The 14989-nt window shown below is 70.9% G+C and carries 14 protein-coding genes; 3 read left to right on the top strand and 11 right to left on the bottom strand.

The annotated features are described in order from the left end of the window. Positions 1-32: 32 nt before the first annotated feature. From HD557_RS11115 to HD557_RS11070, 10 genes are read right to left on the bottom strand one after another with little or no spacing between them, the layout of a single operon-like run. Positions 33-1532, bottom strand: a complete 1500-nt coding sequence (locus HD557_RS11115; protein WP_196873929.1) for a class I adenylate-forming enzyme family protein — start codon at positions 1530-1532, stop codon at positions 33-35. A 52-nt stretch (positions 1533-1584) separates the two neighbouring features. After that, positions 1585-2640, bottom strand: coding sequence for an NAD(P)-dependent alcohol dehydrogenase (locus HD557_RS11110; protein ID WP_196873928.1), 1056 nt, complete (start codon positions 2638-2640; stop codon positions 1585-1587). Further along, positions 2637-3395, bottom strand: coding sequence for an SDR family NAD(P)-dependent oxidoreductase (locus HD557_RS11105; RefSeq protein WP_196873927.1), 759 nt, complete (start codon positions 3393-3395; stop codon positions 2637-2639). Before HD557_RS11105 ends, HD557_RS11110 begins: the two co-directional genes overlap by 4 nt. Before the next feature lie 34 nt (positions 3396-3429). Beyond that, the gene (locus tag HD557_RS11100) at positions 3430-4185 is read right to left on the bottom strand and encodes an SDR family NAD(P)-dependent oxidoreductase (RefSeq protein WP_196873926.1); all 756 of its coding nucleotides are present in this window, start codon (positions 4183-4185) and stop codon (positions 3430-3432) included. Beyond that, positions 4182-5393, bottom strand: coding sequence for an acyl-CoA dehydrogenase family protein (locus HD557_RS11095; RefSeq protein WP_196873925.1), 1212 nt, complete (start codon positions 5391-5393; stop codon positions 4182-4184). Before HD557_RS11095 ends, HD557_RS11100 begins: the two co-directional genes overlap by 4 nt. A 20-nt stretch (positions 5394-5413) precedes the next feature. Continuing rightward, positions 5414-6388, bottom strand: a complete 975-nt coding sequence (locus tag HD557_RS11090; protein ID WP_196873924.1) for a phosphotransferase family protein — start codon at positions 6386-6388, stop codon at positions 5414-5416. Then, a complete protein-coding gene (locus HD557_RS11085; RefSeq protein ID WP_196876376.1) occupies positions 6385-7578 on the bottom strand; it encodes an acyl-CoA dehydrogenase family protein in 1194 nt (397 codons plus the stop codon). The genes HD557_RS11090 and HD557_RS11085 overlap by 4 nt, the downstream gene beginning before the upstream one ends. A gap of 2 nt (positions 7579-7580) precedes the next feature. Further along, positions 7581-8729, bottom strand: coding sequence for a thiolase family protein (locus tag HD557_RS11080; protein WP_196873923.1), 1149 nt, complete (start codon positions 8727-8729; stop codon positions 7581-7583). Further along, complete coding sequence (locus HD557_RS11075) at positions 8729-9109, bottom strand: Zn-ribbon domain-containing OB-fold protein (protein ID WP_196873922.1); 381 nt, start codon at positions 9107-9109, stop codon at positions 8729-8731. Before HD557_RS11075 ends, HD557_RS11080 begins: the two co-directional genes overlap by 1 nt. A gap of 46 nt (positions 9110-9155) precedes the next feature. After that, positions 9156-9947: an enoyl-CoA hydratase/isomerase family protein gene (locus tag HD557_RS11070; RefSeq protein ID WP_008356713.1), complete on the bottom strand. Its 792-nt coding sequence runs from the start codon at positions 9945-9947 to the stop codon at positions 9156-9158. 162 nt (positions 9948-10109) lie between these two features. Here HD557_RS11070 and HD557_RS11065 point away from each other — a divergent pair, with 162 nt between their 5' ends. After that, complete coding sequence (locus HD557_RS11065; RefSeq protein WP_196873921.1) at positions 10110-11432, top strand: FAD-dependent oxidoreductase; 1323 nt, start codon at positions 10110-10112, stop codon at positions 11430-11432. A gap of 50 nt (positions 11433-11482) precedes the next feature. Here HD557_RS11065 and HD557_RS11060 read toward each other — a convergent pair whose 3' ends face one another. Further along, positions 11483-12580 carry an acyl-CoA dehydrogenase family protein gene (locus HD557_RS11060; protein WP_196873920.1) on the bottom strand — a complete coding sequence of 366 codons (1098 nt, stop codon included), beginning with the start codon at positions 12578-12580 and terminating at the stop codon, positions 11483-11485. A 98-nt stretch (positions 12581-12678) separates the two neighbouring features. Here HD557_RS11060 and HD557_RS11055 point away from each other — a divergent pair, with 98 nt between their 5' ends. Next, on the top strand, positions 12679-13716 hold the full coding sequence (locus tag HD557_RS11055; RefSeq protein WP_196873919.1) for a phosphotransferase family protein: 1038 nt from the start codon (positions 12679-12681) through the stop codon (positions 13714-13716). Positions 13717-13733: 17 nt separating this feature from the next. Then, positions 13734-14939: an acyl-CoA dehydrogenase family protein gene (locus HD557_RS11050; RefSeq protein ID WP_196873918.1), complete on the top strand. Its 1206-nt coding sequence runs from the start codon at positions 13734-13736 to the stop codon at positions 14937-14939. Positions 14940-14989 lie beyond the last annotated feature (50 nt).

The raw sequence follows: 14989 nt of genomic DNA, 5'->3' as shown, positions 1-14989 counted from the left end.
TTCTCTTCGAGAATAGCCGACTTGAGGTCAATTCAGTGGGGCATCGACCGTACCAGTTCGGCGGCCAATCGCGTCGCATCCTTGCGCGCGAGCTTCCCCACGCGGTTCTGCGGCAGGTCCTCGACCACGAAGACGAACTCCGGCCACTGATGCTTCGGCGTGCCCCGTGACTCCAGGTGAGCGCGCACGACCCCGAGGTCCAGGGACAGGTTCGGCGTGACGACCAGTGCGGCCGCACGCTCCCCGAGCACGGGGTCCGGCACCGGGACGACGCAGACCTGGACCACGTCGGGTACGGAGGCCACGACCGCCTCGACCTCGTTGATGTCGATGTTGCGGCCGCCACGGATGATGATCTGCTTCTCGCGGCCGACGATGTTGATCGTGCCGTCCTCGTTGATGCGGGCGAGGTCCCCGGTGAAGAAGAACCCGTCCTCGGTGAGCTCCGGCGGCACCGGAGCCCCGTCGCGGGCGTACCCGGTGAAGAGCGAGGGTCCCTTGACCTGGGCACGGCCCACCTCACCACCGGGAAGCGGCGCACCCTGGTCGTCGACGACGCGCACCTCGATGCCGGGGAACGGGCGACCGTCGCGGCCGAGACGTACCTCGGCGGGGTCGGACGGGAGCGGGGTGGTGTGCCCGAGGCACTCCGACATCCCGAACACACGCAGGAACCTGGTGCCGAGCAGCTCCTCGGCACGACCGAGCGCGCCGGCATCCATCGGACCACCGCCGACGGTCATCGCCGCCAGCGAGGAGAGGCCGCCGGCCGCACCGTCGACCATGGCGAACTGGAGCGCCATCGTGGGCACCAGCATCGTCCAGCGCACCTGCTCCTCGCGGATCAGGTCGAGCGCGTCCGCAGGATTCCACTTCGGCAGGCATACCATCGTGCCGCCGAGCATGGCGGGCAGATAGAGACCGAAGCAGAGGGCCGCGACCGACGAGAGCGGTACGAAGGCACCGACCCGGTCGCCGCCCTGCAGCCCGACGGCGTCGATCGTCGCCCGGCCGGCGAAACGCAGGGCTTCCTCGGACTGGACGACGCACTTCGGCCGGCCGGTCGAACCCGAGGTCATCGCGACCGCGACGCCACCGTTCCACCGCTCGGTCCCCCGTGTCGGCCCGGGAACGGCGCGTACGGCCCAGCCGTCGAGGTCGGAGGCCTCCCCGTCGAAGCCCTTGCGGGCGACGTCCCAGGTCGCGACGCAGCCGTCGGAGGCGACGACCACGTCGGGGCGTACGTCCTCCAGCGCGAGGTCGAACTCGTCGGCGGTCGCGTGGCTGCTGAACACGGCGACGAAGCCGCCGAGGTGACCGGTGGCCAGCACGGTGACCAAAGTGCGCCACGAGTTGTCGGCCTGGACGAGGATCGTGGGGGCACCCTCCACCAGGCCCGCGATGGTCGCGGCGAGCGCCTCTGCCGCGTGCCACACCTCGGCGGTGGTGTGCTCGCCATCGGCGTCGATCACCACCACGCGGTCCGGTTCCGTGGCCACTCGACCGGCGAACTCCTCGGCCAACATCCGCATCAGATCATCTCCTGGGGTGCACTTGATTCATGGTTTGCCACCTGGTCCCGAGTCACGTGCGCGAGGTCATTGTGGCGGGGATCACGACGGCGCGGCCACGGATCTCGCCGGATCGGAGCCGGTCGTAGGCCTCGATCGCGCCGGTGAGCGGGAACGTCTCGGTGTGGGCGTGCAGCCGTCCGGCACGGGCGAGCTCGACGACAGCCGCCAGATCGGGCTTGGGTCCCCAGAAGGGCGCCGAGACCGACCAGCCCTGCGGGAAGCCGAGATCCTTGCCGACCGGCAGGACACCACCGGCGCCGCCGACGACCCGGACCGAGCCGCCGGGGGCGAGGAGCGAGACCGCGGCGGCCATGGTCGACTCGGCCGCAACGAAGTCGAAGACCGCGTCGAACCGGGTTGTCGGCGTCGCGGCCGTGGGGGCCGCCGCCTCCAGGTCGGGCAGCGTCTCGTGGGCGCCGAGCTCGGAGGCCAGCTCGCGGGCCGCCTGCTTCGGGTCGACCACGACGATCCTGGCCGCCGTCTGGGCGAGGAGCTGGACCGCGAAGTGGCCGAGGCCGCCGGCTCCGACGACGAGCGCGCGTGACTCCGCGTCGAGCTCGGGCAGGAAGGGCTTGAGAGCGTGGTACGCCGTGAGTGCCGCATCCGTGAGCGGAGCCGCCTGCACCGGGTCGAGGCCGTCGGCCGGCACCAGATACCGGGTGGACGGGACCACCATGAACTCCGCCAGGCCGCCGTCGTACCCGAGACCGTTGCCGATCGCGGGCGGTCGCTCGAGGCAGTAGTTCTCCCGGCCGGCGCGGCACCGGCGGCAGGTGCCGCAGCCCCAGACGCCGTGGACGACCACGGCACGGCCGATCCAGCCCGGGTCGGCGTCGTCACCGACGGCGACGACGGTGCCGGCGACCTCGTGCCCGAGCGTGAACGGGAGCGAGAACGGCAGCCGGCCGGGTGGCGAGTCCTCGACGTGCAGGTCGGAGTGGCAGATCCCGGCGGCCGTCACCTGGAGGAGCACGCCGTCGGGGCCGGGCTCGGGGATCGGGACCTTGCGCAGGCGGGCGCGTTCGCCCCAGGCCTCGAAACGTACCGCGAGCATCGTCTCGGTCATTTCGCGGTCCATCCGCCGTCGACGACGAGGACCTGCCCCGTGACGTACGAGGCGGCGTCCGAGGCGAGGAAGAGGACGGCTCCGTCGACCTCGCCGTCGCGGCCACCACGGTTGAGCATGGTGCCGCGGCGTACCCACGTCGCCGACTTGTCGTTCGTGAACAGCCCATCGGTCATCTCGGTATCGAACCATCCCGGCACCACCGCGTTGACCCGGATCCCGCGACGGCCCCACTGTCCGGCGAGCTCGCGGGTCATCCCGATCACCGCGGCCTTGGACGCGGCGTACCCGGCTCCGCCGATGGGGGCCGTGGAGCCGAGGCCGACGACGGAGGAGATGTTGATGATCGAGGAGGGGTGCTCGGGAGGCAGCGACCTGACGACCTCGGCGGAGAGGGCGAAGCCGGCGACGACGTTGAGCTGCAGCAGGCTCTCGAACTCCGGCACCGTCTCCGCCAGCGCGTCGGGGCCACCGGCTCGGCCGGCGTTGTTGACCAGGAGGTCGATCGGCCCGTGGGCGGACGCGGCGGCGACGAGGGCCCGGCGGTCCTCGTCGTCGGTGACGTCGCAACGGACCGGGACCACGTTCGCCACCTCGGCCGCGAGCTGCTCCAGACGCTCGACCCGGCGCGCGGCCGCGAACACCGTCGCGCCGGCGGCCGCGAGCGACCGCGCGAAGCCCTCCCCCAGCCCGGACGAGGCGCCGCTCACGATGGCGACGCGACCGCTCAGGTCAAAGGCGTGTGGCAGGTCCATGGTGTCCTTCCAGGGAGATCTGATGAGGGGTGGGTCAGTAGACGGCGGTACGGCCGCCGTCGACGGCGATGAGGGAGCCGGTGGTGTAGCCCGAGCGGTCGCCGGCGAGATGGACGACCATGCTCGCGACCTCCTCGGGCCTGCCGAGCCGGCCGGCCGGCAGGTTGCGGGTGACGAGGTCGAGGAACTCCTCGTCCCAGCCGGCGGCCATGTCGGTCTCGAACGCACCGGGCAGCACGCAGTTGACCCGCACGTGCGGGGCGTACTCCTGGGCGAAGGCCTGGGTGAGCGCGTTGAGGCCGTTCTTGGCGGCGGCGTACATCGCCTCGGCCGGGCTCGGACGTACGGCACCGATGCTGGAGATGTTGATGATCGAGCCGGCTCCGCGCTCACGCATGTGGGCGCCGGCGACGGCCATCAGCCGGAACGGACCCTTGAGATTGATCTCCATCGTCTTCTCCAGGAGCGCCTCGGTGACCTCGAGCAACGACGGTGCGAGCGGCGCGATCCCGGCGTTGTTGACCAGGATGTCGAGGTGCCCGAGGCGTTCGACCACCGTCGCGACGGCCGGCTCGATCTCGTCCCAGTGACCGACGTGCAGCGGCAGGGCGAGCGCCTCGACGCCGTACGTCGCAGCGATCTTCTCGGCGACCTCGCGGCAGGCGTCCTCCTTGCGGCTCGACACGACGACCGCGGCCCCCTCGGCCGCGAGCGCCTGCGCGATCGCGAGACCGAGGCCACGGGTCGCACCGGTCACCAGGGCGACCTTGCCGGCCAGCTCCCCGCTCATGCGCCGGCCTCGTGCTTCTTCAGCTCCAGGCGGGCCATGGTGCGCAGGTGTACCTCGTTGGGACCGTCGGCGATCTGGAGGGCACGGGTGATCGCGTAGAGACGAGCGAGGACGGTGTCGTCGCTGACCCCGGCGGCGCCATGGACCTGTACGGCGCGGTCGACGACCCGGTGCGCGGTCTCCATCGCGGCGACCTTGATCGCCGCCACGTCGGAGCGGGCGGACTTGTTGCCCTGGGTGTCCATCAGCCAGGCGGCGCGGAAGGTGAGCAGCCGGATCTGGTCGATCTCCATCCGGCTCCGCGCGATCCACTCGCGGACGACCCCGCGCTCGGCCAGCGGCTCCTTGAAGGCGACCCGGGAGAGCGCCCGCCGGCACATCAGGTCGAGCGCCCGCTCGGCGAAGCCGATGGCCCGCATCGCGTAGTGCATCCGGCCCGGACCGAGCCGTCCCTGGGCGATCTTGAAGCCGTCGCCCTCCTCGCCGAGCATGTTGGCCGCCGGCACCCGTACGTCGGTGAACTGCACCTCGCCGTGGCCGAGCCGGTCGCGGTAGCCGAACATCGGCAGGTCGCGCAGCACCTCGATGCCGGGAGCGTCCGCCGGCACCAGGATCATGCTCTGCTGCCGGTACGTCGGGCCGTCCGGATCCGACTTGCCCATGAAGATCACGAGCTTGCAGTCCGGATCGAGGATGCCGGAGGTGTACCACTTGCGGCCGTTGAGGACGTACTCGTCCCCGTCGCGGGTGATCGTCGAGGTGATGTTGGTGGCGTCCGAGCTGGCCACCTCCGGCTCGGTCATCGCGAAGGCGGACCGGATCTCACAGGCGAGCAGCGGGTCGAGCCACTGCCGCTGCTGCTCCGGGGTGGCGTACATCGCCAGGATCTCCATGTTGCCGGTGTCCGGGGCGGAGCAGTTGATCGCCTCGTTGCCGATGATGGAGCGGCCGACGATCTCGGCCAGCGGGGCGTACTCCAGGTTGGTGAGCCCGGCGCCACGGTCGCCATGGGTCATGAAGAGGTTCCAGAGCCCGCGGTCGCGAGCGATCTTCTGCAGGTCGCGCATGATCTGCGGCTGCTCGTGGGGGTTGTCGTTCTCGGCGATCTGCGCGTCGTAGACCGGCTCGGCCGGGTAGACGTGCTCGCTCATGAACCGTTCGAGCTCGACCTTGAGCTCCTCGGTCCGCGGCGAGAGTGCGAAGTCCATGGTGATCCTCCTGGCGCGGCTCAGCCGAGCCGCTCGAGTCCGCTGCTGATGAGCCGGACGATGGTGTCGGGCAGGCGCTCCTGGTCCGGGTCGTGGTGCCTGCCCTCGCGGTGCCGCCGCAGGTTGTGGCCCATGATCGCGGCCATCTTGAAGCGGCCCAGAGCGTTGAACCAGGCCATCGCCTCGGGGGCACGGCCGCCTGCTGCGTACGCCTCGAGCAGTGCCTCCTCACTGGGCAGGCCAGGCACCTCGCGACCGACCCCGGGGAAGTTCGAGCCGTCGGCGAAGACGAGGAACCAGCCGAGCTCGACGCGGGGGTCGCCGAGGCTCCAGATCTCCCAGTCGATGATCGCGGCGGGCTCGTTGCCGACGCAGATGATGTTGCCGAGCCGGTAGTCACCGTGCACGAGCGTGACGTCCAGCGCATCCGGTACGCGGCGGGCGAGCCGCTCCTCGAGGTCGGCCGCACCCGGGACGAGCTCGGCGGGGACCGCGCCCATCGTCTTGGACCATCGGGCGAGCTCCTCCTGCGGGGTCAGCGGATCCCCGCCGGCCGGCAGGCTCGCGACCGGGACCCGGTGGAGCCGCGGCAGGATCTCCGCGGCCCGCAGCATCCGGGCGGCGGCGACATCGGGGGCGATCGCCGGGTCGTCGAGAGTCGGCTCGATCGACTCCCCGTGGATGAAGTCGACGGCGAACCAGGCCGGCTCGGTCTCGTCGACGGCGCGCACCGGTGGCACCGGTACGTCGGTCTCGGCCAGCGCGCTCATGATCCGCGCCTGCTTGAGCATGTCGTGGCGGCCGATGGACCGCTGACCGCGAGGGACGGCCTTGACCACGAGGTCGCGGCCCTCCCCCACCGGAAGCCGGTAGGTGAGGCCGGAGTGGCCACCGGGGAGGACGGCGAGCTCGCCGATCCCGGTCAGGCCCGTCCGGTCCCGCAGGACGTCGGCGATGCGGGGGCCGAGCTCGAGCTCGTAGGGCTGCTCGGTCATGGGCGTGGCTCCCGGGGCAGGCCGAGCACCCGCTCGGCGATGATGTTGTGCTGGATCTCGTCGGTGCCGCCCGCGATCCGGTAGCCGGGAGCGCCCAGGACGTGCTCGGTCCACGCCCAGGTGCCCCATCGCTCGGAGCTCGCGCTGAGCTCGGCACCGAGCAGGGCACGCACGACCTCCGAGGTGCGCGCCATGGTGTCGGTGGCGAGGAGCTTGCCGACCGACGCCTCGGGGCCCGGGTCCTGACCCGAGACCACGGCCGCGGCGACGCGCATCCCGGTGAGCCGTTGCACGTAGCTGCGGGTGATCAGGTCGGCGACCTGGTCGCGCTCGAGCGCGTCGAGCGGACGGCCGAGGTTGCGGGCGAGCTCGACGGCCTGGTCGGCGTTCTCCAGACCGAGGGACCCGGAGTCGAGCCGCTCGGAGGCGAGCACGGTGAGGGCGACCTTCCAGCCCTGGCCCTCGGGGCCGAGCCGCAGGGCGTCGTCGAGGACGACCCCGTCGAGGTAGACCTCGTTGAACGACGTCCCGCCCGTCATCTGCCGGATCGGGCGTACGGTCACGCCCTCGGCATCCATCGGCACGATGAAGACCGTGAGACCGGCGTGCTTGGCGGCCGAGGGATCGGTGCGGGTGACCGCGACCCCGTAGTCAGCGACCCGGGCACCCGAGGTCCAGACCTTGTGCCCGTCGAGCCGCCACCGGCCGTCGTCCAGGCGGGTCGCCCTGGTGCGTACCGCCGCGAGGTCGGAGCCGGCCTCGGTCTCGGAGAAGAGCTGGCAGGCGATCAGATCCGTACGCAGCATGGCGCGCACGTAGGTCGCCCGCTGCTCCTCGGTCCCCCACTGCGCGATGGTCGGCGCGATGAGCTGCTGGGTGACCGGGAACATCTCGGTGCGCCGAGGCACGTCGTACTCGGCCTCGAGGCGCCGGAAGGCGAGCAGGTACGCGACCGGCAGGCCACGGCCTCCGTACTCCGCCGACCAGGTGATCGCACCGAACCCGGCGTCGAACTTGGCCTGCTCGTACGCCCGGATGCGATCGGTCTCGGCACGCTCCTGCGCGGCGGTCCAGTTCTCGAAGACCGCGACGGAGTCCGAGCCCTCGCCCCAAGCGTGGGTGGTGCGTACGTCGGCGACGGAGGCCAGCCAGGAGCGGCCCTCGGCCAGGAACTCCTCCAGCCCGATCATGCTCACACCCCCAGGACGGTGCACGCGCTGATGCCGGGTGCGCCGTAGACGTGGGTGAAGCCGAGCTTCGGGCTGCCGGGAACCTGCCGGTCGCCGGCCTCGCCGCGCAGCTGGGTGACGATCTCGTGCACCTGCCGCAGACCGGAGGCACCGATCGGCTCCCCGTTGGCGATGCAGCCACCGTCGGTGTTGACCGGCAGCTGACCTCCGATCTCGGTGGCGCCGGAGGCGATGAGGTCCTCCTGCTCACCGTCCTTGCAGAAACCGCACTCGGCCAGGTGCATCACCTCGGCCCCGCTCTCGGTGTCCTGGAGCTGCGCTACATCGATCTGGTCGGGGGTGACCCCTGCCATGGCGAACGCTGCCGCCGCCGCGTCCGCGCTCACGCTCGAGGGACGACCGTGCCCCTGGACGGCGGGGCTGAAGACCTCGAAGGAGCCGAACTTCCGGGTGCGCGCGGCCACCGACAGCAGCTGTACGGGCCGTAGGCCCGCCTTCCGAGCAGCGGCCTCGCTGGCGACGATGATCGCCGCACCGCCCTCGCCCGGCGAGCAGAACATGAGCCGGGTCAGCGGGTCGTTGACCATGTCGGCGGAGAGGATCTCCTCCTCGCTGATCGGGTCGCGCCGCCAGGCGTTCGGGTTGAGGGAGCCGTTGCGATAGGCCTTGGCGGCGACCCGGCCGAGCGTGGCGTCGGTGATCCCGTACTCCCGCATGTAGCGGGCGATCTTGATGCCGAAGAACTGCGTGGTGACCATCAGCCCGGCCTCGCCGTAGCCGAGGTCGAGACCCCAGTCCTCCGGGCGCGGGTCGAAGGCGCCCCGCGGGTGCTTGTCGAAGCCGACCGCGAGAGCCACCTCGGCCTGTCCCGAGCGGATCGCGTTGACGGCGGAGACCAGGGCGCTGCCGCCGGTGGCGCAGCCGTTCTTGACGTTGGTGAACGGGATCCCGGTGAGGCCGAGGTCGGCGACGAGGGTGTCGGCGAGGCCGGCACCGTCGCTGCCACCGAAGGCGACCTGGATGTCCGGCCACTCGAGCTGGGCGTCGGCGAGCGCGGCATGGATCGCCGTCACCGCCATCTCCCGGCCCGTCACCCCGTTCTGGCGACCGAACTTCGAGAGTCCGGCGCCGATGATGGAGACGTTCGACATCAGCTCTCCTCCGTCGCGGAGCCGGCGCCGGTCGCGGCGAACCGCGGCACCGGCGTGGTGGCGACCAGCTCGACCGGCGCCTGCTCCTCGAGGTCGGCGAAGTCCGCGCAGTCCAGGACCGCCTCGACCTTCACTCCTTCGGGCAGCTCGACGTAGCCGACCGCGAAGGGCCGGAAGCCGTCGGCCGGGGGAACGTACGGCGGCGACTTCGGCGCAAACCGCTGGATGGTGAAGCCCCACACCGTGCCACGCCGTCCGAGGTCCACCGGCTCCATCGCCACCGCACCACAGCGTTGGCAGCCCCGCGCCTCCGGGAAGGCCACGTTGCCGCAGTCGGCACACCGGCTCCCCTTGAGGGCAGGGGTCTGCACGTCCGTCACTTCGCTCTCCTCACCAGGATGACTCGTCGGTCGGGTCAGCTGCGGATCAGCGGCCGACCCACTTGGGCTCGCGCTTGCCGAGGAAGGCCTCCACACCCTCCTTGGCGTCCTCCGACTGGAGGGCGTTGCCGACGGCGAGGTGCTCCATGACCATCAGTGAGCGGACGTCCGCGTCGAGGCCCTGGTTGATCGCCATCTTGGTCAGCCGCATCGCGAACGGGCTCTTGTCGATGATCGGCGCGACGAAATCCTCGACGAGCTGGTCGAGCTGCTCGGCCGGGGCCGAGTCGTTGATCAGGTCGAAGTCCTTGGCCTCCTGGCCGGAGAGGAGCTTGCCGGTCAGCATGAGCTCCTTGGTCTTGCGCAGACCGATCATGCGGGGCAGGCGGTAGATCGGGCCGGCGCCGCCGAAGAGGGCGCGACGGATGTGGAAGTCGCCGATCTTGGCGTCGTCCGCGGAGACCGCGAAGTCGCAGGAGATCATCAGCTCGAAACCGCCGGCGGTGACGTACCCCTCGAGGACGGCGACGGACGGCGTGTTCATCTGGTAGAGCCGGTCGCAGACCTGGGCGGAGAGCACCGCGACCTCCATGGCCATGGTGTTGCCGACGTAGTTCTCCAGGAGCTCGTCGAGGTCGAAGCCGGAGCAGAAGGTGTTGCCGCGGCCGCGGAGCACCAGCACCTTCAGCTCGGGGTCCTCGTCGACCTCCTTGATGATCTCGTCCAGGCGGTGGAGCAGCTCGACGGTGACCGCGTTCTTCTTGTGCGGACGGTTGAGCCAGACGCGGGCGACGCCGCCGTCCTTCTCGAGAACGACGTGGTCGGTGTTGACAACCATGGCCGGTGCCTTTCGGTCGGTGGCAATATGAAGTGGATTCACTTCAGTATGGGACGTTCGTCACTCTCCGTCAATCGTTGAACTGAAGTTAGTTCGATTGGTACGGTCGCGAGAACATCATCACGAACCCGGGTGCACTGCCGGGCAGGACGAAAGGCGCTCATGGACCTCTCCCCCGACCTCCTGGTCATCGGCGGCGGCATGGCCGGACTCACCGCCGCCGCCCGCGCATCGCGTGACGGACAGCGCGTCACCGTCGTTGAGGTCTCCTCCGACGTGGGTGGCTCCGGACGGTTCGCCGGCTACATCTGGACCGCTCCGACGGATGCGGTGATGGACGAGCAGAATCCCGGCGGCGACGAGGCCCTCAAGCGGACCCTCGTCGAGCGGTTCGACGCCGCGGTGGACTGGATCCGCAGCACCGGGGTCGAAGCCGGCGCCTCCCAGCGGATCCTCTCCTTCGGTCAGGGCCACGGCTTCGACACCAACCAGTACGTCGACACCTGCCGTCGCATGGTCACGGAGTCAGGCGGCCAGGTGCTGCTCTCGACCACGACCGAGGAGCTCCTCGTCGACGACGGTGCCGTTGCCGGCGCCCGCCTGCGGCTGCCCACGGACGAGGTCGTGGAGATCCGGGCACGTACCACGGTCCTCGCCACCGGCGGCTTCCAGGCCGACCCCGAGATGCGCGAGAAGCTGCTCGGCCCAGGTGCCGGCGCACTGCCCCTGCGGTCCAACCCGAACAGCAGGGGCGACGGACTACGTCTGGCGACGGCCGTAGGGGCCGCGACGGGCCTCGAGCGCGCCGGCTTCTACGGCCACCTGGTGCCGAGCGGCGTACCGTTCAAGGACTCCGGCGACTTCGTCGACCTCTCGCTCTACTACAGCGAGCACGCGCTGCTCTTCAACCTCGACAACGAGCGGTTCGTCGACGAGACGCTCGGCGACCACCTCACCACGGTCGCGCTGAGCGAGCAGCCGGAGGCCCGCGGACTGCTCATCGCCGACGCGCGGGTCCGTCGCGACTGGATGGTGCCGGCGTACGTCGAGGGGGCGGTGAGCGTCGACAAGTTCGCGCTCGCGTCGAAGCGGGGCGGACGCACGGGCCTGGCGGAGTCGCTCGAGGAGCTGGAGTACCTGCCGGAGGAGTGGGGCTACGACGGGGCTGCCATCCGCTCGGCGATCGAGCGCTTCAACGCGGAGGTCGCCGCGGGGACGACGCCGGGCAGGAAGCTCGACGCCACACCGCTCGACGAGCCGCCGTACTACGTCGTCGAGACCACGCCCGCGATCACGTTCCCGTTCGTCGGGGTGCTGATCGACGAGCGGGCGCGGGTCCTGGCGGTCGACGGCGCTCCGATCCCTGGCCTCCTGGCGGCCGGGTCCGACACGGGCGGCCTGTGGAACCGGGCGTACGCCGGCGGTCTCGCCGCGGCGATCGTGTTCGGGCTGACCGCCGCTCGCACGCACCTGGAGGGCAGCTGACCTTCTGAGCCGAGCGGGGCGTGGGGGCGCCCGCCACCACGCCCCCGGCCTCAGATCCCGGCGAGGTCCGCGATGCGGGTGCGATGCTCCCGGGCGCTGCCGAAGATGCCCTCGTCGCCCAGGGCGCGTCGGACGTAGAAGTGGGCCGGATGCTCCCAGGTGAACCCGATGCCACCGTGCAGCTGCACGGCCTCGTGCACCGTACGGATCACGGCATCGGTGGCCACGGCCCCGGCGACCTCGGCGGCCAGGGCCGCATCGGGGTTCTCGTCGTAGAGCGCCGCGGCGTAGACGACGGCGGAGCGTGCACGCTGCAGGTCGACGAGCCCGTCGGCGAGGCGATGCTTGATCGCCTGGAAGGAACCGATCGGCCGGCCGAACTGCTCGCGCTGGCCGACGTACTCGACCACGGCATCGAGCTGGTGGCGGATGATGCCGACGTGCTCGGCCGCGACGGCGACGGTGGCGGCCCGGCGTACGCGCGCCAGGACCTGCTCGGCCCGCTCGGCACCGACGACGCGGAGGACCTCTGCGCCGCTGAGCACGACGTCGGCCTGGCGACGGGTCGTGTCGAGGACCTCGAGCCGGCGGGTCTCGACGCCGGGGTCTGTCCGGCGAACGACGAAAACTCCGTCCTCACCGCCGAAGACGACGAGGTCGATGTCGGCACCGGCGACGACCCGGGCCAGTGTCCCGGTGGCCCTGCCGTCGACCACCCGGACCGCTGCGGAGAGCGCGACCGTGCCGACGAGGTCACCCGCGGCGACGGCGGCCAGCATCTCGCGCACAGCCTCGGTGTCGTCGGCGAGCGAGAACGTCAGCGCGGTCAGCACCGACGACTCGAGGACGGGCTCGGGAAGCAGCGCCGCACCCGCCTCCTCCAGCACGACGGCGAGGTCGCGCAGGCCGAAGCCGGCTCCGCCGCGCTCCTCGGGGACGATCATCGAGCCGACGTCCAGCTCCTTGTTCAGCCTCAGCCACAGGTCGTCCGACCACCCTCGCGCCGAGTCGGCGGCGTGGCGTACGGCCTGATGGTCGGCGTCGCGATCGAGCAGATGACGGACCACGTCGCGCAGCTGCTCGTGCTCCTCGATCGGCGCGACGATCGACGGGGCGGCTTCTGGCCAGACGGCCAGGCTCTGGGTCATGGGCTTCTCCTCGAACCGGGTATCCGCTAGTGTCATCACACTACTTGAATTCACTTCAATTACAAGGGTGTGCGCCCACACGAGCGACAGGAGGCGTGATGACCGAGATCGCAGCGGTGTCGGCGGCCGAGCTGGCGGGACTGGAACGACTCGCGCCGGCACTGGTCGAGGCGACCGGCGAGCCCGGGTGGAGCGAGGTCCGAGCCGAGCTGATCAGCGGCGGCAAGTCGAACCTGACCTTCCTGCTCTCCTCCCCCGCCGGCGAGCTCGTGCTGCGTCGCCCACCGACCGGCGAGCTGCTGCCGAGCGCTCACGACATGCTCCGCGAGGCCCGTGTGCAGGCGGCGCTGGCGAGCTCGCCCGTGCCGGTGGCGCGGATCGTGATGGCCGACGCCGGCGAGCTGATCGGGATCCGTTGCTACGTGATGGAGCGGGTCCCCGGGCACATCGTCCGCGAGGCCCTCCCCACCGGGTACGCGGCGACCGCCGAGGAGCGGCAGCGACTCGGCTTCGCCTTCATCGACGCCCTCGCCGCGCTCCACGCCGTCGACCCGGGCGAGGTCGGCCTGGGCGACTACGGCCGACCCGATGGCTACGCCGAGCGACAGGTGCGCCGCTGGACCAGGCAGTGGGAGAGCTCGCGCACCCACGACGTGCCCGAGGTCGACGAGCTCGCCGGCCGTCTCGCCGGTCGCGTACCCGCCCAGCAGGCCACCTCGATCGTCCATGGCGACTACCGCATCGACAACTGCGTCCTCCACCTCGACGACCCGGGCACGATCAACGCGGTCCTCGACTGGGAGCTGTCCACGCTCGGCGACCCGCTCACCGACCTGGGCTATGCCTTGATGTTCTGGCGCCACCCGGGCGAACCGCCGATCTCCTCGCTGACGCCGGCCGTCACCGACCAGCCCGGCTTCCCGACCCGCTCGCAACTGCTGGAGCGCTATGCGCGTACGACCGGGATGAGCCTGGACGACCTGGACTTCCACGTCGCGCTGGCCCACTTCAAGTTCGCCGTCATCGCCCAGGGCGTCGCCAACAGGTCCCGCGACGGAGCGATGGGCGGCCAGGACTTCGGCGACCTCGACGACGAGATCCTCGCGCTCGCCCGCGCCGGCCTCGACCTGATCTGATCCCAAGGAGCACCGAGATGGACTTCGCACCATCGGCCAAGGCCCAGGAGGCCTGCGAGAACATGTGGGACTTCATGCGCACGCATGTCTTCCCCGCCGAACCGGTCTGGCACGCCCACCTGCGCGAGCACGGCGAGCACACTCATCCGCCGGTCATGGAGGACCTGAAGCACGAGGCACGCAGACGCGGGCTGTGGAACCTCTTCCTTCCCCAGCACTCCGGCCTGACCAACGCCGACTACGCCTCGGTCGCCGAGATCTCGGGGTGGTCGCCCGTGATCGCGCCCGAGGCGATCAACTGCCAGGCGCCCGACACCGGCAACATGGAGACCCTCGAGCTGTTCGCCACCGACGAGCAGCGCAAGCGGTGGCTCGAACCGCTCCTGGCCGGTGAGATCCGCTCGGCCTTCGCGATGACGGAGCCGGAGGTCGCCTCCTCCGACGCCACCAACATCACCACCCTCATCACCCGCGACGGCGACGACTACGTCATCAACGGCCGCAAGTGGTTCATCACCGGCGCCGCCGACGAGCGCTGCCAGATCTTCATCGTCATGGGGAAGACGGATCCCGACGCCGAGACCCACCGGCAGCAGTCGATGGTGCTCGTGCCTCGGGATGCCCCGGGCCTCGAGATCGAACGACACCTGCCGATCTTCGGCTACCAGGACCAGCACGGACACTCGGAGATCGTCTTCCGCGACGTACGCGTCCCGGTCGCCAACCTCCTCGCCGAGGAGGGCGACGGGTTCCTCATCTCCCAGGCGAGGCTCGGGCCGGGGCGGATCCATCACGCGATGCGGGCCATCGGCATGGCTGAGCGCGCCCTCGCCCTCATGGTCGAGCGCGCGCGCAGCCGGGTCGCGTTCGGACAGCCGCTGTCCGACTACGCCAACGTGCAGGACCACATCGCGCAGTCACGCATCGAGATCGATCAGGCCCGGCTCCACGTCCTCGAAGCGGCCTGGAAGATCGACACGTACGGCGCCAAGGCCGCCCGCAGCGAGATCAGCGCGATCAAGGTGTCGGCGCCGGCGATGGCGACCGCGGTCATCGACCGCGCGATCGAGGTCTTCGGCGGAGCCGGCGTCTCCGACGACACCCCGCTGGCGTACTTCTACGCCTGGGCGCGGGTGCTGCGCATCGTCGACGGCCCCGACGCCGTGCATCGTCGGACGGTCGCGCGGCTGGAGATGCGGAGGACCCGGCCGTACGTGGGCTGACCCGCCTCCGGCGGCCGGGTGTCGCAGCCCGGCCGCCAGGGGCAGCGTGT

The organism is Nocardioides luteus, from assembly GCF_015752315.1.
Classification (GTDB): Bacteria; Actinomycetota; Actinomycetes; order Propionibacteriales; family Nocardioidaceae; genus Nocardioides.
The sequence above is the reverse complement of the archived record's forward strand: the minus strand, read 5'-3'. Positions and strand labels throughout refer to the sequence as shown.

Bases quoted from the DNA above. Each gene is read 5' to 3' on its own strand.
- HD557_RS11115 (WP_196873929.1), bottom strand. From the start codon at position 1,532: ATGCGGATGTTGGCCGAGGAGTTCGCCGGTCGAGTGGCCACGGAACCG.
- HD557_RS11110 (WP_196873928.1), bottom strand. From the start codon at position 2,640: ATGACCGAGACGATGCTCGCGGTACGTTTCGAGGCCTGGGGCGAACGC.
- HD557_RS11105 (WP_196873927.1), bottom strand. From the start codon at position 3,395: ATGGACCTGCCACACGCCTTTGACCTGAGCGGTCGCGTCGCCATCGTG.
- HD557_RS11100 (WP_196873926.1), bottom strand. From the start codon at position 4,185: ATGAGCGGGGAGCTGGCCGGCAAGGTCGCCCTGGTGACCGGTGCGACC.
- HD557_RS11095 (WP_196873925.1), bottom strand. From the start codon at position 5,393: ATGGACTTCGCACTCTCGCCGCGGACCGAGGAGCTCAAGGTCGAGCTC.
- HD557_RS11090 (WP_196873924.1), bottom strand. From the start codon at position 6,388: ATGACCGAGCAGCCCTACGAGCTCGAGCTCGGCCCCCGCATCGCCGAC.
- HD557_RS11085 (WP_196876376.1), bottom strand. From the start codon at position 7,578: ATGATCGGGCTGGAGGAGTTCCTGGCCGAGGGCCGCTCCTGGCTGGCC.
- HD557_RS11080 (WP_196873923.1), bottom strand. From the start codon at position 8,729: ATGTCGAACGTCTCCATCATCGGCGCCGGACTCTCGAAGTTCGGTCGC.
- HD557_RS11070 (WP_008356713.1), bottom strand. From the start codon at position 9,947: ATGGTTGTCAACACCGACCACGTCGTTCTCGAGAAGGACGGCGGCGTC.
- HD557_RS11065 (WP_196873921.1), top strand. From the start codon at position 10,110: ATGGACCTCTCCCCCGACCTCCTGGTCATCGGCGGCGGCATGGCCGGA.
- HD557_RS11060 (WP_196873920.1), bottom strand. From the start codon at position 12,580: ATGACCCAGAGCCTGGCCGTCTGGCCAGAAGCCGCCCCGTCGATCGTC.
- HD557_RS11055 (WP_196873919.1), top strand. From the start codon at position 12,679: ATGACCGAGATCGCAGCGGTGTCGGCGGCCGAGCTGGCGGGACTGGAA.
- HD557_RS11050 (WP_196873918.1), top strand. From the start codon at position 13,734: ATGGACTTCGCACCATCGGCCAAGGCCCAGGAGGCCTGCGAGAACATG.